The organism is Vibrio tapetis subsp. tapetis (assembly GCF_900233005.1).
Lineage (GTDB): Bacteria > Pseudomonadota > Gammaproteobacteria > Enterobacterales > Vibrionaceae > Vibrio > Vibrio tapetis.
In genome coordinates this window covers 868475-892249 of sequence record NZ_LT960612.1, presented here as the reverse complement: position 1 = coordinate 892249, position 23775 = coordinate 868475, and the positions used below count along the sequence as shown (strand labels likewise).

The following is a 23775-nucleotide window of genomic DNA, read 5'->3' as shown; positions in this document are numbered from 1 at the left end:
ACTATGAACCTAGATCTAGAATTTAAATTAGACGACTACCTAGAAGAACTTCGCCCGCTGATCAATGTGGATTGCGGTACTTATACTCTCGATGGCATTGAGTTTATTGCCAACCAGTTTGCTAGCAAATTTCATCATTTAGCAGGCTGGGAGGTTAAGAAAGTCGACTGTGCTAAGGCCGGTGTTGGCCTAGAGATCCGCAATAAGCCGGACAGCGACCATATTGATATTATGCTCATTGGCCACATGGATACTGTCTTTCCTAAAGGCACAGCCGCTAATCGCCCAATGACGGTCGATAACGAAAAAGCCTACGGCCCTGGCGTATCTGATATGAAATCGGGCTTGCTCAATATTGTCTATGCAATGCGTAACCTCGACTCGGCAGTATTAGATAAGCTATCGATCTGTATTTGCATGAACCCAGATGAAGAAACTGGCTCTCTGTACTCGGTCGATTGGATCCAATCCGTTGCTAAGAATGCCAACACTGTTTTAGTTGCAGAAGCGGCTCGCGCAGATGGTGGATTGGTGAAAGCTCGTAAAGGTATGGCCCGTTACAAGATTACCTTCAATGGCCGCGCTGCTCATGCAGGTAATGAACCTGAAAATGGGCGCAGTGCCGTTACTGAGCTAGCTAATTGGGTACTTGCAATCAACCAGATGACCAACTTTGAAACGGGCACCACCCTTAATGTTGGTATAGTCACCGGTGGTAATGGCGCGAACATCGTACCGGAACAGGCCGAAGCGATTGTCGACGTTCGTTTTTGGGATAACCAAGCATACGATCAAATCGATACCCAACTTACTCAAATGACCACGTCGCCATTTGTAGACGATGTAGCCATTGAAGTTGAACGTGAAGCTTACAAGCCGTCAATGGTGCCATCTGATGCAACAAAAGCACTGATGGCGATGGTTGAAGCGTCAGCAGACGAACTGAACATCGACATCAATTGGAAAGAAGCCGGCGGTGGCTCCGATGCAAACAACACCGCTATATTAGGTGTACCAACTCTTGATGGTCTTGGCCCTATCGGCGCAGGTTTTCACAGCGATGCTGAATATCTACTATTGGCCTCGATTGAACCGCGCATTAAGTTACTAATGTCAGTGATTAACAAACTGGCCAAGTAACGTTTATTCGGCATCGTTTACCCGTCAATTAGAACAAATAGTCATACAATCCCAGCGATTACGCTGGGATTTTTTATCTCTTCCCCAATAGTAATGCTGAAGGTTACTCTCCTACCCCACACGCCTAAGTAGCGTGGTATTTACTAATAAATAGGCAAAAAAAACCACACGCAAATCGCGGGTGGTTAAATATTTTGGTGAACAATATAAGGTTCACTAACAACGTCAGTTGGCTAGGTGACCCTCGGCTTTAAAAAGGGTCACTTATATTATTGCAGATAGTGTGCCAACTTTTTCTGATGCTTTTAGCCGCTTTAATGACCAAAAAATGCCGTTCAATCCAATTTCTTTGCAATATGCAATTCCCATTTTGCAATTCGTTGCACTATAAAACCAGTTTCACTGCTTCATTGATAAGACTAGCAATAGATTTTCTGCTAACCTGAATAAAGGGTACAATTCGCTTGTCTAACCGTGAGAACCTAAATGAAGTCATTACGAAATTACGTTGTCTTACTGTTGTCTTTCGTTATTTTAGGCTGCACCACCAAGTTTCTTTATCGTAATATTGATTGGTTTGTCATGACTTACATTGATGAGTACGTCTCTTTGAATGACGAACAAGAACGATTGGTTGAATTCAGTATCAAACAACTGGCAAGTTGGCACAAAGAATACGAGCTACCCAAATACATCGCTTATATTGATGAACTCAGCGCTAAGCCACTGGAAGACATCGATGCAAAATGGGTTAAGCAGCAGTCAGACAGAATGCGTTCATTCTCCCGTGGTATTGGCAAGCAAGCTGGCCCATCTTTATACGCCTTACTGATGCAACTCAGTGACAAACAAGTCACTGAGCTATTAGATAATGTGGCCGAAAAACATCGAGAATACGAAGAAAAATACACCACATCAGAAGAGTCTGAGATCCGCGAGATCTATCAAGAACGAATGGAAGATGCATTCGAACGCTGGGTGGGAGACATGACCGACAAGCAAAAAGCGCAGATAGTTGATTGGTCTCAGTCGGTAGAAATCACAGCACAAGACAGAATTGCTCAAAACCAAAAGATGTTTGTAGAATTTGAAACCCTGTTTGCCAAACGAGAAGACAGCAGCTACTTTCAAGCAACCTACGATCGCTTACTCAATGATCCTGAGTCGTTTTATACCTCCAGCCTAAATCAGAAAATGGAACGTAACCGTCCTTTAACTTTTCAGTTCATTGCTGATCTATCTCAAGGGCTGACCGATAAGCAGTACCAACACTTACTGGCGGAATTACAAGAGTGGCGTGAAATTGCGGTTGATTTGTCACAAGTAGATAATTGAACGCAAGCATTCTAGTCCGACACTGACTCTACAAAGAGAGGAGCGTTCTTTCTCTTTAAATCGATAACAATAACCGAATAAAAATAGATGCATAATTATATTATCGTTTCTGTATATTAATCCCAAGACCGTACGATTAATCAGAAAGGTAACGCCTGTATTTATTAGTTATTAAGCTTTAGACATACATTTATAGTCCCAACACAGTACAATTTTAATGACACATGCTCTCCGTGAACATGTGACCAATGTATTACTTATTACTAAATCTTTTGTTACAACAAGGCCTTCTCTGACCAAAAAACTAATTAAATAGAAAAAACCAGTGCATACTTTAACACTTACCAAAGACCTATTCATGATAATTAGGTGCATACCTTTCCCTAACCCAGTCTAATTACTGACATTTATCCAACATCATATGCATAAACTTCCCACATTGATAACTACTTATAACAAGCAGAAAAAAACACGTATTGAATAGATATTGTTAAATATCGTAAATTAAGGGTAGGGAATGATTGAAATTAATTTGTGAGCCATCTCTTAGAATATTATATAAACGAGCGTACTATCAACTTCAGAAATAAGGACGTTAATATTGAATTCATTATCACATACCTAAAAATTAATTAGCCACTGAATAGTGACTAAATAAATATAGAGAGATACAACAATGAGTACGTTATATGTAGGTTCCGAAATTGGACAACTGCGTCGAGTTCTTGTGCATCGTCCTAGACGCGCTTTCACACACTTGACGCCTTCTAACTGCCATGACCTCTTGTTCGATGATGTATTAGCAGTAGAGCGAGCAGGTGAAGAACACGACTTTTTCACCAAAACCTTAAGAGACCAAGGCGTAGAAGTATTGCTGCTTACCGATCTCTTAGCAGATACCTTGCACGTTCCCGAAGCAAAAGACTGGCTGTTGAACCGCCAAGTTTCTGATTACCGCTTAGGTAAAACTTTTGCTAATGACGTTCGTTGTTATCTAGGAGACCTGCCAAATCTAGAGTTATCAAAAATCTTAACCGGTGGTTTGTCTTACGCTGAAATGCCGATGACATCTTCGTCTATGATGCAAAGACTTCACGCACCAACGGACTTCATTATTAATCCCTTACCTAACCATCTATTTACTCGAGATACGTCTTGCTGGGTATACGGTGGTGTTTCCATCAACCCAATGGCCAAAACAGCTCGCCAACGTGAAACAAACCATCTACGTGCGATTTATCGTTGGCACCCAACGTTCTCAGGCCAAGATTTTGTTAAGTACTTTGGCGACCAAGAACAAACAAATTACGACCATTCAACCATCGAGGGTGGTGACGTTTTGGTCCTAGGTAAAGGTGCCGTGCTCATTGGACTGTCAGAACGAACAACAGCACAAGGAGTAGAACATTTGGCATCAGGTCTATTTAAAAGTGGGCAAGCTAAACAAGTTATTGCGATCGAGCTACCTAAACACCGTTCTTGCATGCACTTAGATACCGTCATGACCCACATGAGTGAAGATACTTTCTCTGTCTACCCTGAAGTCATTCGACAGGACGTAAAGTGCTGGAGCCTTACAGGCAATCAATATGGTGCCGTTAACGTAAAAGAAGAAGGCTATTTCGTTACAGCCATAGAAAAAGCACTAGGGGTAGATAAGCTAAACCTAATCACGACAGGCGGCGACAATTTTAATGCTGAACGAGAGCAATGGAACGACGCAAACAACGTGCTTACCGTTAAGCCTGGCGTAGTCGTTGGTTACGAAGGCAACACATACACCAATGAAAAATACGACAAAGCCGGTATCACCGTTCTACCAATACCTGGAGATGAGCTGGGGCGCGGGCGCGGCGGTGCTCGTTGCATGAGCTGTCCTATTGAACGCGATGGAATTTAACTTCAATGAATATGGGTGGGAGTGTTCCTATTTAAGAGACCCCTCCTACTCTTGCTAAGAGATTAAAACAATGACCAAACAAACAGTAGTTGTCGCCTTGGGCGGAAATGCTCTACTTCGTCGTGGAGAGCCTCTAGAGGCATCGGTTCAGCGCCATAATATCGAAATAGCTGTCAATACAATATCCCAAATCGCTCAAGAGTATAACGTCGTTTTGGTGCATGGAAATGGCCCACAAGTCGGCTTACTCGCTTTACAAGGTTTAGAATACAAAAAAGTATCCCCCTATCCGCTTGATGTCTTAGGCAGTGAGACGCAAGGCATGATCGGGTATATGTTAATGCAAGAGTTTAAGAATCAAATGCCTGATACCAATGTCACTTGCATGCTCACTCAGATGACCGTTGACCCTAGTGATCCCGCATTTGCAGATCCCACTAAGCCTATTGGGCCAATATATGACGAAGCTGAAGCTCGCGAAATGGCCGAAAAATATCAATGGACAATGAAACCCGATGGCCAACATTTTCGCCGCGTTGTTCCTAGCCCACAACCGACAGGAATCATAGAAAATGATGCCATCACTAAACTAATCGATGAAAGTCATTTGGTGATTTGTACTGGCGGTGGTGGTATCCCAGTAAAACGAGAGAGTGGCAAGTTAGTGGGTGTTGAGGCTGTTATCGACAAAGATATGTCTGCAGCCTTCCTAGCAAAGCAAATAAACGCCGAAGCATTGCTTATTTTAACGGATGCCGACGCTGTTTATTTAGACTGGGGCAAGCCAACACAGAATGCTCTACGCTGCACAAGCCCAAGCGAGCTATCCAAATATGAATTTGAAGCCGGTTCAATGGGGCCCAAAATTCAAGCATCCTGTGAATTTATTAAACAAGGCGGAAAACTGGTGGGCATTGGCTCCTTGGAAGATGGTGTGCGTATCCTACAAGGTGTTGCTGGTACAAACATAATTAGAGATTAAATCGCCAGTCACTTATCAGATATGACGAAATCTAAATAGACAATTACATTCAATTTATTGCGCTTTTGTCGATTCGAAAAATTAAACAGGCGCAAACAACCGAGGAAAATATCATGGCTTTCAATTTACGTAATCGCAATTTCCTAAAATTATTAGATTTTTCTCCATGTGAAATCCAGCACATGTTGGAGTTATCCGCCGACCTTAAAAAAGCAAAATATAATGGTTACGAGCAACCTCGATTAAAGAATAAAAACATAGCGTTAATTTTCGAGAAAACGTCGACTCGCACTCGTTGTGCTTTTGAGGTTGCCGCATTTGATCAAGGAGCTCGAGTTTCTTATCTCGGCCCAACAGGCTCACAAATCGGCCACAAAGAGTCAATGAAAGATACAGCTCGTGTTCTCGGTCGCATGTATGACGGCATTGAATACCGAGGTTTCGGTCAAAGTATTGTAGAAGAGCTCGGCGCCTATGCCGGCGTTCCTGTATGGAACGGGCTAACCGATGAATTCCACCCGACTCAGATCCTAGCGGACTTCCTCACCATGATGGAGCATGGCAGGGGAAAACAACTTCACGAAATAAAGTTTGCGTATCTAGGAGACGCTCGAAACAACATGGGTAACTCACTAATGGTGGGCGCCGCGAAAATGGGCGTTGATATTCGTCTAGTTGCCCCAAAAGCCTTTTGGCCCGAAGAAACATTAGTCGCGCAGTGTCGTGAAATAGCGGAGGAAACAGGGGCTAAAATTACAGTAACTGATGACGTGCAAGAAGGCATTCAAGGGTGCGATTTTTTATACACTGATGTCTGGGTATCTATGGGCGAAGCAAAAGAAGCATGGGCTGAACGAATTAACCTAATGATGCCATACCAAGTCAACATGGAGATGCTAAAAGCAACCGGTAACCCACACGTTAAATTCATGCACTGCTTACCGGCATTCCACGGTGAAGACACGACAATTGGCAAGCAATTAGCGGCAGAGTATCCGCAGCTAAAAAATGGGGTAGAAGTAACAGATGAAGTGATTGAATCTAAACATTCTATCGTCTTCGATGAAGCTGAAAACCGCATGCATACAATCAAAGCCGTCATGGTGGCAACTCTGGGCGATTGATAACCGTCCCGTTACCAACCTATAAATGAACAGGGGAAGACACAACCATGCAGCCGTTTCCCCTGAATATAGCTCGCATTTTTATCCACACATTTAAATACCAAATAGCACTTAAAGTACCTTTAGAGCATATTTTATAACGGCTAACATGAATAAGAAAAAACAGGTCTTATTGGCATAAAAATCCAATTCCTGGATACTTTTTTCTAACGCTTGCAAGCTATATTTCTGTCCGTATAATCCTCTGCAATTTATCTTTGGAGTATAAAATGTCTCAGTATTTAACGACATACTGTTGTTTTAAAACGCACCCTGAAATAGGGCTGCTATCTGTTTCTTTTTATTCATTCTATTGTAAGCCTCCTATTTTAGGGGACTTTTTTTTCTGTAATTATGACTAGGTAACCCTGTTATGGCACATTCATTATTTAGTAAACACATTATATCCATTCCTGAACTCAGTAGAGAGGAGCTTGAGTTAGTCGTCGATAAGGCCACTAAATTAAAGGCAGACCCCAACCCTGAGCTTTTAAAAAACAAAGTGGTTGCAAGTTGTTTTTTTGAGCCTTCAACACGGACTCGCCTATCCTTTGAAACAGCAGTTCAACGTTTAGGTGGAACCGTGATCGGCTTCGACAATGGGGGTAACACATCACTGGCAAAAAAAGGCGAAATACTTGCAGATTCAGTCCAAGTGATCTCATCTTATGTCGATGCATTTGTCATGCGCCACCCGCAAGAAGGCGCAGCACGTTTAGCTTCTGAGTTTTCTAACGGTGTCCCTATCATTAACGGAGGCGACGGAGCAAACCAGCACCCAACTCAAACCCTGCTCGACCTTTTTTCTATTCACGAAACTCAGGGCACACTCGATAACCTCAATGTGGCATTCGTAGGGGATCTAAAGTATGGGCGTACTGTTCATTCATTAACCCAAGCATTGGCAAAATTCGACAATGTGCACTTTTTCTTTATCGCACCAGAAGCGCTCTTGATGCCTGATTACATTTGTGAGGAATTAGAGAAGTCTGACATTAAGTTCAGTATGCACAGCAACATTGACGAGGTGATACCTGAACTTGACATCTTATACATGACGCGCGTACAGAAAGAACGATTCGATGAGTCTGAATATGCGCATATCAAATCAGCCTTTGTCCTAACCGCCGATTCTTTACAAGGCGCACGTGAAAATCTAAAAGTTCTTCACCCACTTCCCCGCGTTGATGAAATCACCACGGATGTAGATAAAACAAAACACGCATACTACTTCGAACAAGCAAAAAATGGCGTTTACGCTCGTGAAGCCTTATTAGCATTAGTTCTAAACGACACTATTTAATAGCAAGAAGGACAACATCGTGAAAAAGACAAAACTGCAAGTAGAAGCGATCCGAAACGGCAGCGTTATCGACCATATTCCAGCAAATCTTGGCATCAAAGTTCTAAAGCTATTTAGTATGCACAAGAGTAGCGAACCCATCACCATCGGGCTAAACCTACCGTCATCAGCCCTTGGTGCTAAAGACCTTATTAAGATTGAAAATGTATACTTAACAGGAAAACAAGCCAGCCAGTTAGCTTTGTACGCACCGATGGCTACCGTTAATCAAATAGAAGATTACAAGGTTGTAAGTAAACTCAATCTAACGTTACCAAATAGTATTGAAAGTGTTTTTGAATGCCCAAATAGCAACTGTATCTCGCACGGCGAACCCGTAGAAAGTAGCTTTCGTGTTCAGAAAAAACAAGAAAAGATACACCTAAAATGCCACTACTGTGAAAAAGTATTCTCACGCGAAATCATGTCAGAAGTTCGCTAACGATACCCTCGCTAGTCTGCAGCAGACTTACTCACCTAACTTATGGATATTTATTCTAATTTCTGGATAAATATCCTTTAAATTCATAATATTAGCAATATAAAAAGTACATCAAGTGGTTTTTTATTTGGGAAGCACTTCACAGAGCACCCGTATTTTTGGTGTTAAGCTGCCCCTGAATAAATTGACAACGTCGCCATAGAAGCGAACGGTCATAATTATAAAGCACCGACAAGGAGTACAGTGCTAAGGCTACAAGGACGATTTAATTAGTTACTACGTCACATTATTGAGGGATCCCATGAGCGAAACTCAAAAGCTTGCCACTATCGACTACAGTGAAGACAAAACGCTTACTATCGCTTGTAAACAACTGCTACAGCAACAAAGCTTCGGTACTCAAAACGAGTTGCGTGAAGCGTTAATAGATATCGGTTTTAAAGGCATCAGCCAATCAACCGTCTCTCGATTACTCTCCCAGCTTGGGGTTGTCAAAGTACAGAATGCCTGTGGTAAAAAAGTATACTGTGTAACAGTAGAAACCGCTCCTGTGCGCGTCACGTCTTCAATTTCATCTCAAATAGAATTTGTTACCCACAATCGAGATCTCGTTATAATAAAAACTCACCCAGGAAGCGCTCAACTCATCGCTCGCTTAGTAGATATTGACCCTCATACTGAAATTTTAGGTACGGTTGGCGGTAACGATACGGTTCTTATCATACCAAAGGACGTTAACAACATTGACAGTTGCGAACGTATAGTTAGAGCTCGCTTAGGCGTGCCCTATCCATAAATAATCATGTATACAAATAGGAGGTCAATCTATCTATTGACCTTGTATTTATGATAAATATAATAAAAATAGCTATTTAAATTCATTAAATTAAACTCATTAAATCCGAGTACAGTTTGTACTCGGATTTTTATTCAAAATAAATAAAAACTTATCTATACAAATAAATTAAAACTCGATTTAACAAGAGAGTTCCAAATCACACATCTATATTGACCTTAATCAATAAATCATCTAATAAACAATTTACATCACTCATCAAATAAGATGAATAAAATTCCTTTTAAATATATAGAAACCTATACAAAAAGCGTTCAGCCTAACCAAAAAAAATAAACATCGAATATTAATCCTCTTAAAACACAAAAATAACCAAGGATCTTTTAAGTAAATAAATCTTGGTAAAAACAGTGCTATATTTTTGTGAAGGCCGCCAAAGTTACTCTTCCCTCTTACTTATAAAGTATATCAACCGAACTGTTCCACAGTTCCAATTAATCTAAACAATCAGATTTATAGCCTATTTATAAGCTATTTATACAATCCATAGTCGCTGATTCACTTTTATTTCTCATAGATAAGTAAAAGTAAGGAGATAGCCATGACAACCGAAACTGCACCAACCCATGAAAAGAAAAGCGGCTTTTTTGCCAACTTTAAATTTCCATCGGCTTATACAATTTTATTTGTATTAATCGCACTAGTTGCTCTAATGACTTGGATAGTGCCAGCCGGTCAATATGACCGAGAAATGAACCAAAACCTAGGTCGGGAAGTACCTATTTCAGGTACTTACAAATCCGTTGAAGGTAACCCTCAAGGAGTGTTCGATATTTTACTCGCGCCAATTGACGGTTTTTACGATCACAACTCCTACCAAGCTGCCGCTATTGATGTTTCTCTTTTCATTTTGATCATTGGTGGATTTCTTGGTTTAGTCACAAAAACGGGGGCCATCGATGCAGGAATAGAGCGTGTAACCGCCCGGTTAAAAGGGCGAGAGGAGCTTATGATCCCTATTCTCATGGCTCTATTTGCAACTGGGGGCACCGTGTATGGTATGGCCGAAGAATCCTTACCATTCTATACGTTATTAGTACCAGTCATGATGGCCGCGCGTTTCGATCCGTTAACGGCTGCAGCAACAGTGCTACTCGGAGCTGGCATCGGTACTCTCGGATCGATCATTAACCCATTTGCTACGGTTATTGCGGCCAATGCGGCAGGGATCCCTTTTACAGACGGTATCGTACTTCGCGTTGCTATTTTAGTTATTGGTTGGTTAATTTGTGTTGCCTATGTCATGCGTTATGCCCGCATGGTTCGCAGCGACCCATCCACTTCCGTCGTCTATGATCAAAGCGACGCTGATAAAGCGCATTTCCTTGGCAATCAAAATGGTGAAGCGATTGAGTTTACTACCACTAGAAAACTGATCTTAACCATTTTCGGTGCATCCTTTGTTTTCATGATTTACGGTGTCTCTATTGCAGGTTGGTGGATGGCTGAAATTTCTGCCATGTTCTTAGCCTCAACCATCGTCATTGGTTTGGTCGCTAAAATGAACGAAGAGGAGTTCACAAGTAGTTTCATTGATGGGGCTCGCGATCTATTAGGCGTTGCTTTAATCGTGGGTATCGCTCGAGGTATTGTCGTCGTAATGGATCGAGGAATGATCACCGATACGATTCTTTTCTCTGCAGAGCAAATCATCACGGGTCTATCTTCGGTTGTCTTCATCAATGTCATGTTCTTCCTTGAGGTACTGCTTTCCTTTTTGGTTCCCTCCACTTCGGGCCTTGCTGTACTAACAATGCCGATCATGGCGCCATTAGCTGATTTTGCAGGTGTGGGGCGTGACTTAGTTGTTACCGCATATCAATCGGCTTCTGGCTTAGTCAACTTAGTGACACCTACTTCCGCGGTCGTGATGGGAGGTTTGGCGATTGCTCGTGTTCCCTATATTCGCTATGTAAAATGGGTTGCACCTCTGTTAGGTATTTTGACCTTATTTTGCGTCGCCATCTTAAGCGTTGCCGCCATCATCTAAGGACTTTAAGCGACACACTAAAATAAGAGCCATACACAAAGCCGATTAGTACGACTTTCTAGTATGGCTCTATTCAAGTATCAAACTAGCGGTTCTATTTTCTCAGCGCATTCAATTTTGCCTGTGCAATTCCGTAAATGCTGTCTATTGGATACGTCCCTTCTTCACCCATTTCACCCGCACATTTACCAGTAAATATCTCAATGGCTTCTGTGACGTGTTCTATGGCCCAAATATTGAACTCACCTTTCTCAACCGCCTGCACGATGTCTTGTCTTAGCATCAAATTATGGGCATTGGATCTAGGAATGATCACGCCTTGATTGTTGTTCCTGCCTTTAATGCAGCACACATCAAAAAATCCTTCAATTTTCTCGTTCACGCCGCCGATGGGTTGTGACTCACCAAATTGATTCATTGACCCCGTTATCGCGATGTCTTGGCGGTTAGCTTGTTTTGAGTAAGCCGATACAATGGCACACACTTCAGCCATACTGGCACTGTCGCCATCAACACCACCGTAAGATTGTTCAAAAGTAATATGAGTCGATAGCGGAACCTTCGCTGTTTTACCAAACACAGATGCCAAATAAGCGGATAAAATCAACACACCTTTAGAGTGAATGCTGCCGCCTAAATCAACGTTGCGCTCGATATCGATGACTTCTCCCTCACCATAGGCCGTGGTTGCCGTAATTCGGTTAGGGGCTCCAAACATGAGATCAGAGGTACTCAATACCGACAAGGCATTAATCTGACCGATTGCTGCACCCTCGGTTTTAATTAATGTCGTGCCATTGGTAAAGCTTTCCATCACGCTGTCTTTTAACCGCCCGACTCGCATCATTTGGCTCGCCAACGCTTGATCAACATGCCCAACTCGAATCAAATTTGAGTTGGCAGCTTTCGCTACATAGTTTGATTCTCGTAGTAAATTAGCTATGTGCGCGGAATGCAAAGAGAGCTTATTGCGATCCCCTGCTTGCCTGGAGCTATGCTCAATAATTCGAGCAATGGCTTTTTTATCACAATGCAACATGCCGTTATCGTGAACAATGCTAGAAATAAAGCGTGCATAATGAAGCTCAGCTTCTTCCGTTCTTGGCATTTCATCTTCAAAATCCGCAGTCACTCTAAAAAGTTCTGCAAATTCAGCATCGTAGTGTTGCAACAATTGGTAGGTACGATAATCACCAAATAGGATGATTTTCACATCGAGAGGGATCGGCTCTGGATCAAGCGATACAGCTCCGGTTAGCGTCAGTTCTTTTTCAAGTGATGTTAAACTTAGTTGGCGCGCCCGTAAGGCTCTTTTTAACCCATCCCATACGTAAGGCTGCTCTAGCACTTTAATTGCGTCCATCAGTAACACGCCGCCATTGGCTTTATGCAAACTGCCCGGACGAATTAAAGAGAAATCGGTAAACACTGTGCCTTTAAAGGTCGCGGTTTCGGTGTATCCAAACAAAGAATGATAATTTGGATTTTCTTCCACGATGATAGGAAGGCTTTCAGATTTTTGATTGACCAACACATTAATTTTATAGCGACGCGGAAGCTTGTTCTCGAGTGATGCGGAAGAAATTTCAGCCTGTTCTCCTCCCTCTTCGAGGAAGATCTCGACATTTTCAACAATGTCTTTTTGCATATCACTCAGGTGTTTCTTCACCTCTGGATAATCCGAATAATCCTTTTTCAGAGCTTTGATAAAGTGAGCAATGACATCTAAGGTCACCTCGTTATTAAGCTTTTGGATTTTTTCAGAAAAGCCTTCTTCCCACTCCGTTAATTTACGCACCATTGTCCGAAGATCAACTTCCAATTCATCAATGGTTTTATCAAAATCCTCTTGTTCTTTGCGAGAAAGAGCCTCAAAGCTTTCTTCAGTATGAAGCTCTTCACCGTCCATTGCGACAAATTGATAATCACCCTGATTGGTTATGGTGAGGTTCACCCCTTTCTCTTTGGCATCCTTGCTAATTCTATCGAGTTCGACTTGCTGCTTTTGAGCCAATTGATTCTTTAGCTTATCAGCTCGTGCAAAATACAGCTCATTATCAAATGCTAACGGCATCGCTTTGACCAGCTTGGTCATTAGCTTTTCAATATCTTTAGCGAACTTTCCGCCCAGCCCTGCTGGCAATTTCAGTATTTTAGGGGTGCGGATTTCTTCAAAGTTTGCAACATAGCACCAATCATACAGTGCTTCCGTTGATTGACTGTGACGATTTAGGTAACGCAATATCATCGTGCGCTTGCCTAGTCCATTACGCCCTATCGCATAAATGTTATAGCCTTTCTCTTTAATAGACATCGCAAATTCAACGGCTTTTTGTGCACGTTCTTGCCCTACAATTTCGTCTATCGGGGGCAGATCTTTCGTCGATTTACATGGTAAGTTCGCGAGTTCAGCCGTGTTGTACAATTCGTTTGATGATAATGATTGAATTGTCATAGCCACCTCCTTGTCAGTTCATTCTTCTTTCTGCATCCTAAAAAGGAGTAATTACCCGTTTTAGTGCAACACCATATCTTCAGTGTAGCTAGAAATGATTTAATTTTAAGTGACTTACCCTTTAATCGTAACCAAGTGGTTAACATTCATACGATTATCGACTTTTACTACTCGAAATGAAGGGTTTGCCCTAAATTAGCGTTAGCTGAATCTTGTACTACACTTAGCGCATATAAAAATCTAATAAGGAGGTTGAATGCAACCTTTGGCTGGACGGCGGCTTGGTGAAATGGCAGATGTGCGACTCTTGCGTAAAAAGCGAACCATGATCGCTCTCTCAGTGATCGTGTTTGTGTTATTGATTCTATTTGGCACCATCAACTTACGTACTGGAGACTCCGCCCAAGCATTGATTCATTTCTCATGTGCAACCATCGTGACGGGGAATCTCATTGCCTTCTTAGCCATAAGTAAATATGGCATTGCCTCGCACGTATTGTGCATTGTCTTGTTTACGCATGCTGTCGTACTCATTCTTACAGGTGGCACTACCTCTACATCATTACATTGGATTTATCCCATTCTCGCCACCATCATTTTTGTCAGCAATCAAAGAACGGGCATGGGCATCACCGCTTGTTTTATGCTGTTTTGCACTGTCGTACTGAACATGCCCAATTTCCCTTACCTTTATGCCGACTATAGCGAATTTTCGAATACTCGTTTCCTCGCAAGCTTAGGCGCATTTTTAGTCATCTGTCATTTCTTCTCTTATCAACACGCAAAAACGCATCGCTATGTGTTAGCGCTTTACCAAGAAGGCATTGAAGATTTGGCCTATCGCGATAACTTAACAGGCCTTGCTAATCGCTGGAGTTTTGAACGCTGGTGTACAAGGAAGTTGGTAGACTTAAACGACAATCGCAATATCACCGCAGTGGTGTTCATTGATAATTTTAAACAAATCAATGATATTTATGGGCATTCCACCGGCGACAAGTTGTTACAAAGCTTCGGAAAAAGGTTGGCAAATCAGCTTCGAACCAAAAACAGAAAAGACAACAGGGACGAGTTTTCTATCGCTCGATATGCAGGCGATGAGTTCGTTATATTTTTATATGACGTACCCAATACGGTTGCCCTAGATAACATCATGAGCCGGATTTTGTCGCTGTTTAAAGACGGGTACAAGGTAGGCGAAGAGGTGAATCATATTTCATTAAGTATCGGTGTATCCATATACAAGCAAGATGCCGATGATTTATCAGAACTACTACGCTGCGCTGATAAGGCGATGTACAGCGCCAAATGTGCAGGTAAAAATAACTATGAGTATTACCATAACTCACACCCCGACGCGAAAATCAGTTCAACGTCTCTAGAAACGTCTAACCAACACAACGTGACTCCATTTAGAAAGCGCAAATAGCCGTCGTTCTTTTGTTAGCCCCACCTTCTCCGCCCCTACCGCTCTATGCCTTATGCCTTATGCCTTATGCCTTATGCCTTATGCCTTATGCCTTATGCCCCCAAAATATCAATGTCATTCAATTTATTAGAACAACTGCCTCTAGTTTTCCCGATCTCTCTTTATTATGTATTGCTTATACTGGCTCCAATAACATTCGTTCGGAGTGCACCATGAATTCAAGCAGACAAGTTCAAAAAGTTATCGCCTCTCACCCTACTTCTGACGGTGACGGCGTTCGTATTCAACGCGTCACGGGTTTCAATGATGCTCGCTACTCTCCGTTTTTAATGATCGACGAGCTAAAGTCCGATGACAGCAAGGACTACATTGGCGGCTTTCCACCTCACCCACACCGTGGTATAGAAACTCTCACCTATATGCGCCAAGGTCATTTCCAGCACCGCGACCATATGGGTAACGTAGGTCAACTTAAAAGTGGTGGCGCACAATGGATGGCAGCAGGACGCGGGGTAATTCATAGCGAAATGCCAATGATGGAAGAAGGTGGACTGCACGGGTTCCAAATTTGGATCAATCAGCCAGCTAAGAACAAAATGCAGCCAGCTCAATACCACGATTTTCAAGCCGATGTGATAACACAATGGAATAAAGAAAATCAGGGTCTATTGCGCGTAATTGCGGGAGACCTATCGGTTACGTCAAGTACCGCTCAGAAACCAGATATGCTTGGCGGTCCACTGCAAACAACAGGCGTACCGCTTTCTGTTTCCGATTGGGTTGCGAGCGCTCACGATACAATAAGCGTATCAACAATCGAGGAATACAATGCGTTTGTTTACGTATACAAGGGAAAAGTAAGGGTAGGCAATGTTGACCTAAAACAAGGCCAATTAGCTTTGCTTGATCACGCTATGCTTATTAGCTTATTGGCACACGAAGAGGCTGGGGTACTGATTTTTGTCGGCCAACCAATAGATGAGCCTATTGTCCACTACGGGCCATTTGTCATGAATACCCAGCAAGAAATTGAACAAACTATTTTGGACTATCAGTCGGGCTTATTTGATACCTACTGATTTTCCATCGAGATACCGCTCCTATAAAAATACCGCCAACAGAGATATGGCGGTATTTATACATATCGAATCTAATAGACGCCTGCGCTACTTATAGGTATTCACATAGGTAAGCAGTCGGCTGCTCTACCTTGACATCAAATGACGAATTACTTACTACGTTAAACGCCTCACCTGATGTGTACGTTACCCATTGATCGCTGCCCGCCAAACGAATGGTTAGGTCGCCTGTAATAACCGTCATTTTTCAGCGGCTTCTGTACCAAAAGTGTATTCTCCAACGGCCATAACGCCAACGCTTTTGTTATCTTCTGCTTGCGTGAAAGCCAGCGACTTTACGCTTCCTTCAAAGTACGTATTTTCTGTAATCAAAACTTCATCCTTGTGTTTATGTTGTTTTCCATTTTTACCTTTTATTTTGATTACTTGCAAACTTGTATTGGAATCTCTACGCAATTCTTGGTCAGAATATCGAACAAATATCTCGACAACGCCCTACCTGGTCGTTTTCTTCTTAAACTGGCTACTACTGCGCTTTTTAGCACTGCGACGGTTTGCTTGCTTATCCCGTTTAGCACGCTTTGGCATGCTCGTATCGTCACTTTCTAATGCCGGTTTATCGGTTACAGGAAAGCCTTCAAGCTCATTCAAAGTCAGTGATCGGCCTGTCAGCTCTCTTATTGCCTTCAGTGCATTTGCTTCACCATGGCATACCAATGAAATAGCGATACCACTTTGGCCAGCACGAGCGGTTCTTCCAACTCTATGAACATAGACTGGTGCACTAAGAGGTAAGTCAAAATTAACGACAACTGGAAGCGCATCAATATGAATGCCTCGCGCTAGAATGTCTGTTGCTATTAACACTTGAACTTGGTTCGTTTTAAACTGTTCTAACGTTTGCTCACGTGTACTTTGGTCTTTATCGCCATGTAATGCTGCCACGGTTATACCCGCTTTAGCCACTTTCTTCGCTAATGCGTCGGCATTATCACGCGCACTAATAAACACCAAAATCTGTTGCCAGTCATTCGCTTTTATCTGAGCAATTAACGCTTGTGCTTTGCTGCCTTTATTGACCAAATACAAATGTTCATTAATGGTTTCTACCACCGTATTAACAGCCTGAGCTTCTATCCTGATCGGATCATTTAGGATTGCCGAAAGCACCGTTTTTAAGTTGTCTGGCATGGTGGCAGAAAAACACATTGTTTGATATTGGCTTAGAAAAAAGCGCAGTATTTTCTGTAAATCAGGCCAAAACCCCATATCTAATAGACGATCGGCTTCATCTAACACCAACTGCTTAACATCGTTTAGTATCACGACGTCTTGGTTAAGAAAATCCAATAATCTACCGGGAGTGGCTATCACGATGTGCGGCGCTTTATTTAACTCATTCAATTGCACGGTTTGGTCCACACCACCACATAGTGTCACTATCCGAACACCAATGGTTACTGCAATAGCGTGTAAATTAGCGCTGACTTGGATTGCAAGTTCACGAGTGGGCACCACAATGACTGACTGTATTTTCTCACTAGAGCTATCAACACATTGTAACGTTGGCAGCCCAAACGCTAACGTTTTACCACTGCCCGTTTGTGCTAAAGCGAGTAAATCTTTGCCTGCTGTAGCTGCGGGAATAGCCAACTTCTGGATTTCAGTCGGGGTTTGAAACTGCGTAGAAATAGCGTCAGTTATGGCAGAGGACAGGTTAAAATCGGAAAAAGTCATCAAGTTCGCTTTGGCATTAATAAACATCAAGCGCTAGATTCTATACCCAATTTCCTTATAAATGTGGGTTTGTAGCAGAAAAATAACTGAAACTGTCATCACTATAAAAATCGATGCCTAAATGAGGATGCATGTTCAACTTCTCAAGTAGATGGACTGAGCGATTGTTTTGCGGTATCGCTACTCCATAGATACGTTCCATACGACCTTGCTTAAATGTAAAGTCTAAACACGCAAACGCCGCTTCAAAGGCAACGCCTTTGTCTTGTTCTTGAGGCACTACTGCAAACCGAATATCAAAACAAGTCGGAGAGTTGGTTTCTTCTACTCCAACGTAACCTAACTTTTTACCATCAGATTTTCGGATAATAGTGAACGTGCCAAACTCGTACTGTTGCCAATGAGCAATGCGATTCATCAGTTCCTTTCGGATCACTTCGTCTCGATAAGGTTGGCCAAATGGTAGGAACTGGGTTACTTCATCATCGGTCAGCAGTGCACAATAGAGCTCCAAATCATCCGGATTTGTCGGACGTAACATCAAGCGAGCTGTTTCAATCATTTTGCGCTTCTTATTTTATATTCAACTTATTTAGTATAGCTACTCCTACATAGCGCTATGTCAATTTTCATTCAATAAATTGTATCAAAATGTCATTATAAAGTTTAAGGATATGACAATATCACGACATTAAAACGACACTTGCACGATAGATCAAACACCTTGACTGACTTACGATAATGCACGCCCATAATAAACTGAGTGCCTTCAATGAAACCTTTTAATCTACTTTGCCTCACCTCATTACTCATGGCTTCCTCTTTCTCTTGGAGCTCCGTTCAACCACTTGAGCTAAATGCAGTTCCAAGTGATCAGCTAGCACAGTACATTGCTGACTTCAAAGAGCAAAAACAGCAACTCTGGATACGAATTCAAGGTGAGCGCTTTCCCCTTACAATCCAAACAATCGGCTAACAACAGCTGGTTGTTAGCTATGCTAATGGCTTAGTAACGATTCCATTTAGCTTTGAAGATCCCGAGCCTGGCACCAATGTGACGATTTATGAGGGACGCTTCAACCATGCCGAAAGTTTTGAATCTGAGCGCGATTTCAAACAAGCGATGCTCAGTTCAACAACGATTTGGAAGTCGAGTAATGTTTCCATCACCGAGCAAGAAAATATTGTTTACCATGGCAAGCTAGTGAATCAAAAAGGCACTGAAACCGACTTTGAAATGAGTATCAATGAGGCGCTCATTTCCGGAGGTACGAGTCAATTTAGTATTGAAGAAAACAGGGCAATTCTAACCAGTGAGTTAGGGACGAATACCTATGTTCAACTATCAAACCTGGTAGAGCGCAACCCGAATGTCGACACCATAGTGATCAAAGCAGTGAACGGTTCGCTCAACGATGAGATCAATATGCACACTGGCAACTTGCTACGAAATTCAGGTTTGAATACAACAATACCCAATAACGGTTACGCGTACTCTGGAGGCGTCGACTTATTCGCCGCGGGCGTTAACAGGCAAGTGAAAGGTAACGGCATTTTAGGCGTTCACTCTTGGTGTTGCTCACAGGGTACTACCGCAGACAAACTACCAAGAAATGATGACGCCCATCATGACCAAGTCGCCTATTTCACTAAAATGCTGGGCAAGGAGATCGGTCCTGATTTCTATTTTTACACCATTCATGCGGCTCCATTCGACGATGTTCATTCCATGACACGAATGGAAATGGCTGATTACTCGCTAATCACTAAATAGGCAATCATTTAAATTGTGCGCAATATATTTGCAATATAATCTGGCTTGAATTATAGTTTGCGCACAACTTAATAGTTAACAAGGTAAAGTGACATGTTTGCAGAGTACGACGCGACACTATGGGGTGTTTGGTTTATTATCACGATGATCATCGTGCAAGGGTTTATCGCAACACTCGCTCATCGAAAACAAACCAACATGATACCAGGCGTGTTAGATGACAAACTAGGCCACGATTCATTCGTGTTCCGCAGCCATCGTACTCACCAGAACTCACTTGAAAACATCATTCAGATGCTGGTTCCTACCGCATTAGCCATTTATGTTGGGGCAGACGCGACATGGTTAGCCGCTATCGTTTGGGTATACGCTGTTGCAAGGCTTGCTCATATGGTGCTGTATTACCTAATAGCAACGGAAACCAACCCAAGCCCTCGTAGCTATTTTTATATGATTGCATACATTGCCAACCTCGTTCTGGTCGGATTCGTTGCCACTGCGATGATGAGTTAGTTACCTCGATTAAGCTAGATCTAAAAGAGAGAACTTCTTTGCCGCACGCTCCCCTAAGCTTGCGGCTTTTTTATTTCCAATGGCATCTTATTCCTAATTCTTTATACTCCACTCATTAACGCATCAATCTAAGAACCATTACCCATTATGATCACTATCACGACTAATCATGGCGACATTGAGATCGAACTTGACCATAAAAGTGCGCCTGAAACTTGCGCCAACTTTGTACGTTATTGCAATGATGGCTTTTACAACAACACTTTGTTTCACCGCATCATAGATGGCTTTATGATCCAAGGTGGTGGCTATGAAATTCGGGACGATGGCTTTGCGATGAATATGGCAGAAAAGAAATGCCGTGCTCCAGTTTCTAATGAAGCCTTCAACGGTTTAAAAAACGTGGTGGGCTCTTTAGCAATGGCGAGAACCGACGCGCCTCACTCTGCTACAGCGCAATTTTTCATTAACCTTGCTGATAATGATTTCCTCGATCACACGGGCAAAACAAACTACGGTTGGGGTTATGCGGTGTTTGGTAAAGTTACGCTGGGAATGGATGTAGTTAATCAGATTGGGAAGATTGCAACCTGCACCCGATTTGGGCATGAAGACATGCCGGTCTCTGATGTAATCATTGAAAAAGTAACAATGAAGTAGCCTTTAGCCAAAACCTGCTAACTAGCAACGAATGCTCTAGCTACATTCCTTCAGCATGAGTTGCCAGTCATCCTCGGTCACCCAATTTTTGTAGACTCGAATGCGATAGTATCCATTATTGGCGGTTAAGGACGTAATACGGATACAAGGCTGACTAAATATCGGCGTTTTTTTCTTAACGCCGCAGGAATTCCGTGTAGGTAGATTTCGTCGCCGTCGGTTGCTAAGTGGCTTTTTTTCGGTTTTTTGGGAGACAAATGTTGAAATACTAACCCGAACACTATGGTGGCATATGTTAGGTAGACATGATCATTTGAAAAAGAGACCAGAAAAGCGACTAACGCTATCGCGCCACCGATCAATGAAGACGTACTCAAGTCAAAATAATACGGTTTGTTATCAACAAAGTGTATCTTTTTCATTACCCCTCCAGTCACGGTAAGCGGTTATTCTATACGTTTCATTACGTCGCTCACTGCCGCAGTGACGAAAATTGCGAAAGAGTTCAAACTCACACCAACAAACCTTCAGTAAAGCGCCTCTATTTTGATAGCCAATACCTATCAATGAAATAGCATTAACCCATTTTCACAAATAAGAATAATTATCGATAATAACCACATCACCCAGATGAACCGCGTTAGGATAATACGATGATCAAGACAGCCACTTTTGCAGCAATCCACTTCACCATTGCAACCTTGGTCGCATTTACCTTAACGGACGACTTCCTTTTGGGTAGCTTAATCGCCATGATTGAGCCTTCCGTCAATACCGGTGCGTTCTACTTGCATGAAAAAGTCTGGCAAAAAGTCGGCTTCTTAAAGCGTCGCGAATCCATGACCCAACTAAAAACCGCTAGCTTCGCCGTCATTCATTTTGGTGTCGCCTTTAGCGTAACGTACACATTAACCGGTGACGCATTCATCGGCGGCTTAATGGCAACCATAGAACCAACCATCAACTCCATCGCTTACTTCTACCACGAGAAAGTGTGGCTACGCCAAACCCACCCCCCAATAGCCGCATAAAAACTTTAGAACTTCGGACATACACCTAACGCCTTGAAAAACGCATAAAAGATACAAAGACACTGGACACACACCTAAACATGAAGTTCATGCTATAGCCGTCTGTAATTCATCATCGATGGTTCAATTAGGTATGGTTTGGACAGAAAAAGAAGGCTGAATACGTTATTTTACCTAAAATTCAACATAGAATTAGGCTCAGAACAAACGCAGATGGCCAACTTGTCGCTGGCGTTATGTTTTAAATGAGTAACTCAAGCGTCATTTGCCTATTCAAGCGGGTAATAGTGAATTCTGGATTTACCTAAGGCTTTTTTTGCTTGCTCAAGGCCAATGGGCGACCCAATTGCGGTGGATCGTTTTCTTTCAAGAGTCGTACACACATCTAACCAACTCTGTTGATTGAAGTTAAGTCGTTCTAGAATCGGTGGGAAATCGTCTGCCATTGATGCCTTATCCACTCGAAATTGCCTTGCGGTCCATTCTACTAATTCGATGTAGTCGATTAATCGAAAAGGTATTCCAGCACTCTGATTTTGGGCTGAATTACCGATGAATGGATGCAAACAAGTGGCTGTTTCCTGATTATCATCAAGTGCCTTTAGTCTGGCTTGTATGGAGGTAAAATCTGATTTTTCCGGGCATGGAGCCACGCCAGCACGTACGGGGTTTAGATCGACGTATGCCATCGCAGCGGCTAGCGCTTTTTCATCAAGCAATGCCTGGCTTTTAAATCGGCTTTCCCAAAAATGCCCCGTACACTCATCTTCCTGATTGGCGCGGCAGGCTATATCGTAGTTCAACTCTTTCATGAACCAACTTAATGACCACAACCTCTCTCGCCAAACTTCAATGATTTCCATGCACTTATCTTCCTCAGCTTGTGTCTTTAGCTCCTGACTCAACCAACGCTGAATCAATACGGGCAATTTATGTTCATGACTCCAACGCTCAACCACCTCGGACGCAGATAACTCTAGGGCCTTATCGCGATTGATGTGCAGCACCAAATGATAATGGTTACTCATCACCGCATAAGCGCAAACATCGACACAATAAGTACGAGTGAGAGATTGAATTTTATGCTCAATCCAGTCTCGACGGTGCTCGTAACTTTTATTCGTTGACCTGTCTTCACCGCATAAGAAGCTTTGCCTCACGCATCTTGAGACACAGTGATAATAAGGAGTCGCATCGACGGAGATGAGCTGTTTTCTTGCCGTGGCCATAAAGGTATCCAATGAATGTTTTGTATAAGATAGCAGTTGTGATCAGCAGGAAAAGTGGGATGGCTGGAATTGAGGTTTTGCTAACGTAACGTCAGTCGTTTGGTCATACTATTTGGTGTGTGTCCCGAGTAGAGGGAGTTGAGGGACGTTGCACTACCAATATACTTGGTAACTGATAATATTCGTGTATTAACACGTTTAATCATTTGGAAAATAATGCAAGAAATCTACTTGGCTGGCGGGTGTCTTTGGGGGGTGCAAGAGTATCTACGTCATCTTCCGGGGGTTAGCTCTACAGAAGCAGGCCGTGCGAATGGCACCGAGCAAACGACGCAGTGCCAATACGATGGATACACAGAGTGTGTGCGTACCCGTTTTGATCCTGCACTGGTATCTGTAGAGCAACTGCTTGAGTTCTTATTTGAGATTATCGACCCATACAGTAAAAACAAACAAGGGGACGATGTCGGCACTAAGTACCGCACAGGTGTCTATAGCGAGCATGAAAACCATTTGGCTATTGCCAACCGTTTTATTCAAGGCAGGGATGATGCCGAAAAGATCATGGTCGAAGTGCTTCCGTTATCCAACTATGTACCAAGCGACGACGAGCACCAAGACAGGCTAACCCGCTGCCCAGATGATTACTGCCATATTCCGCAAAGTGTCCTACATAAATACAAGCAATAACCATTAGATAACTACCACTGCTACTAAC

At 42.6% G+C, this 23775-nt stretch carries 22 protein-coding genes and 1 pseudogene; 17 read left to right on the top strand and 6 right to left on the bottom strand.

The features are described from left to right. Window positions 1-3 precede the first annotated feature (3 nt). From VTAP4600_RS21070 to VTAP4600_RS21030, 9 genes are all read left to right on the top strand, one after another. Entirely contained in the window at window positions 4-1140 is a 1137-nt protein-coding gene (locus VTAP4600_RS21070) for a M20 family metallopeptidase (RefSeq protein WP_102524720.1), read from the top strand. Window positions 1141-1626: 486 nt separating this feature from the next. Further along, the gene (locus tag VTAP4600_RS21065; RefSeq protein ID WP_102524719.1) at window positions 1627-2475 is read left to right on the top strand and encodes a DUF6279 family lipoprotein; all 849 of its coding nucleotides are present in this window, start codon (window positions 1627-1629) and stop codon (window positions 2473-2475) included. 676 nt (window positions 2476-3151) lie between these two features. Beyond that, complete coding sequence (gene arcA / locus VTAP4600_RS21060; RefSeq protein ID WP_102524718.1) at window positions 3152-4375, top strand: arginine deiminase; 1224 nt, start codon at window positions 3152-3154, stop codon at window positions 4373-4375. Between the two features lie 70 nt (window positions 4376-4445). Further along, a complete protein-coding gene (gene arcC, locus VTAP4600_RS21055; protein ID WP_102524717.1) occupies window positions 4446-5357 on the top strand; it encodes a carbamate kinase in 912 nt (303 codons plus the stop codon). A 113-nt stretch (window positions 5358-5470) separates the two neighbouring features. Further along, on the top strand, window positions 5471-6481 hold the full coding sequence (locus VTAP4600_RS21050) for an ornithine carbamoyltransferase (RefSeq protein WP_102524716.1): 1011 nt from the start codon (window positions 5471-5473) through the stop codon (window positions 6479-6481). A 412-nt stretch (window positions 6482-6893) separates the two neighbouring features. Then, window positions 6894-7823 carry an aspartate carbamoyltransferase gene (pyrB, locus tag VTAP4600_RS21045; protein ID WP_102524715.1) on the top strand — a complete coding sequence of 310 codons (930 nt, stop codon included), beginning with the start codon at window positions 6894-6896 and terminating at the stop codon, window positions 7821-7823. 16 nt (window positions 7824-7839) lie between these two features. After that, entirely contained in the window at window positions 7840-8304 is a 465-nt protein-coding gene (gene pyrI, locus VTAP4600_RS21040; RefSeq protein WP_102524714.1) for an aspartate carbamoyltransferase regulatory subunit, read from the top strand. 301 nt (window positions 8305-8605) lie between these two features. Then, complete coding sequence (locus VTAP4600_RS21035; RefSeq protein WP_102524713.1) at window positions 8606-9100, top strand: arginine repressor; 495 nt, start codon at window positions 8606-8608, stop codon at window positions 9098-9100. A gap of 601 nt (window positions 9101-9701) precedes the next feature. After that, window positions 9702-11150 (top strand): YfcC family protein, encoded by a 1449-nt coding sequence (locus VTAP4600_RS21030; protein ID WP_102524712.1) that lies wholly within the window; start codon window positions 9702-9704, stop codon window positions 11148-11150. A 94-nt stretch (window positions 11151-11244) separates the two neighbouring features. Here the strand turns inward: VTAP4600_RS21030 and VTAP4600_RS21025 are convergent, their stop codons facing one another. Then, on the bottom strand, window positions 11245-13605 hold the full coding sequence (locus tag VTAP4600_RS21025) for a Lon protease family protein (protein WP_102524711.1): 2361 nt from the start codon (window positions 13603-13605) through the stop codon (window positions 11245-11247). Window positions 13606-13861: 256 nt separating this feature from the next. On the opposite strand from VTAP4600_RS21025, the gene VTAP4600_RS21020 reads away from it, so the two are divergent. Next, window positions 13862-15034, top strand: coding sequence for a GGDEF domain-containing protein (locus tag VTAP4600_RS21020; protein WP_102524710.1), 1173 nt, complete (start codon window positions 13862-13864; stop codon window positions 15032-15034). Window positions 15035-15246: 212 nt separating this feature from the next. Beyond that, window positions 15247-16113, top strand: a complete 867-nt coding sequence (locus tag VTAP4600_RS21015; RefSeq protein WP_102524709.1) for a pirin family protein — start codon at window positions 15247-15249, stop codon at window positions 16111-16113. Between the two features lie 91 nt (window positions 16114-16204). On the opposite strand, the pseudogene ppnP reads toward VTAP4600_RS21015, so the two are convergent. The 3 genes and pseudogenes from ppnP to VTAP4600_RS21000 form a co-directional block, all read right to left on the bottom strand. Next, window positions 16205-16485 (bottom strand): annotated as a pseudogene (gene ppnP / locus VTAP4600_RS21010) (pyrimidine/purine nucleoside phosphorylase). Between the two features lie 123 nt (window positions 16486-16608). Then, window positions 16609-17850 (bottom strand): DEAD/DEAH box helicase, encoded by a 1242-nt coding sequence (locus VTAP4600_RS21005; protein ID WP_102525477.1) that lies wholly within the window; start codon window positions 17848-17850, stop codon window positions 16609-16611. A gap of 55 nt (window positions 17851-17905) precedes the next feature. Beyond that, on the bottom strand, window positions 17906-18412 hold the full coding sequence (locus VTAP4600_RS21000) for a GNAT family N-acetyltransferase (RefSeq protein WP_102524708.1): 507 nt from the start codon (window positions 18410-18412) through the stop codon (window positions 17906-17908). 210 nt (window positions 18413-18622) lie between these two features. Here VTAP4600_RS21000 and VTAP4600_RS20995 point away from each other — a divergent pair, with 210 nt between their 5' ends. The 4 genes from VTAP4600_RS20995 (at window position 18623) to VTAP4600_RS20980 (ending at window position 20797) form a co-directional block, all read left to right on the top strand. After that, on the top strand, window positions 18623-18826 hold the full coding sequence (locus tag VTAP4600_RS20995; protein WP_102524707.1) for a hypothetical protein: 204 nt from the start codon (window positions 18623-18625) through the stop codon (window positions 18824-18826). Between the two features lie 78 nt (window positions 18827-18904). Continuing rightward, a complete protein-coding gene (locus VTAP4600_RS20990; protein WP_102524706.1) occupies window positions 18905-19624 on the top strand; it encodes a hypothetical protein in 720 nt (239 codons plus the stop codon). Between the two features lie 93 nt (window positions 19625-19717). After that, window positions 19718-20137, top strand: coding sequence for an MAPEG family protein (locus VTAP4600_RS20985; RefSeq protein ID WP_102524705.1), 420 nt, complete (start codon window positions 19718-19720; stop codon window positions 20135-20137). A gap of 147 nt (window positions 20138-20284) precedes the next feature. Continuing rightward, window positions 20285-20797, top strand: a complete 513-nt coding sequence (locus VTAP4600_RS20980; protein ID WP_102524704.1) for a peptidylprolyl isomerase — start codon at window positions 20285-20287, stop codon at window positions 20795-20797. Between the two features lie 125 nt (window positions 20798-20922). Here the strand turns inward: VTAP4600_RS20980 and VTAP4600_RS20975 are convergent, their stop codons facing one another. After that, a complete protein-coding gene (locus VTAP4600_RS20975) occupies window positions 20923-21219 on the bottom strand; it encodes a hypothetical protein (RefSeq protein WP_102524703.1) in 297 nt (98 codons plus the stop codon). Between the two features lie 231 nt (window positions 21220-21450). Here VTAP4600_RS20975 and VTAP4600_RS20970 point away from each other — a divergent pair, with 231 nt between their 5' ends. Further along, the gene (locus VTAP4600_RS20970; RefSeq protein WP_102524702.1) at window positions 21451-21828 is read left to right on the top strand and encodes a DUF2061 domain-containing protein; all 378 of its coding nucleotides are present in this window, start codon (window positions 21451-21453) and stop codon (window positions 21826-21828) included. A gap of 269 nt (window positions 21829-22097) precedes the next feature. Here the strand turns inward: VTAP4600_RS20970 and VTAP4600_RS20965 are convergent, their stop codons facing one another. Next, complete coding sequence (locus VTAP4600_RS20965; RefSeq protein WP_172443195.1) at window positions 22098-23057, bottom strand: transposase; 960 nt, start codon at window positions 23055-23057, stop codon at window positions 22098-22100. A 216-nt stretch (window positions 23058-23273) separates the two neighbouring features. On the opposite strand from VTAP4600_RS20965, the gene VTAP4600_RS20960 reads away from it, so the two are divergent. After that, window positions 23274-23747 (top strand): peptide-methionine (S)-S-oxide reductase, encoded by a 474-nt coding sequence (locus VTAP4600_RS20960; RefSeq protein ID WP_102524701.1) that lies wholly within the window; start codon window positions 23274-23276, stop codon window positions 23745-23747. The last annotated feature ends 28 nt before the right edge of the window (window positions 23748-23775 follow it).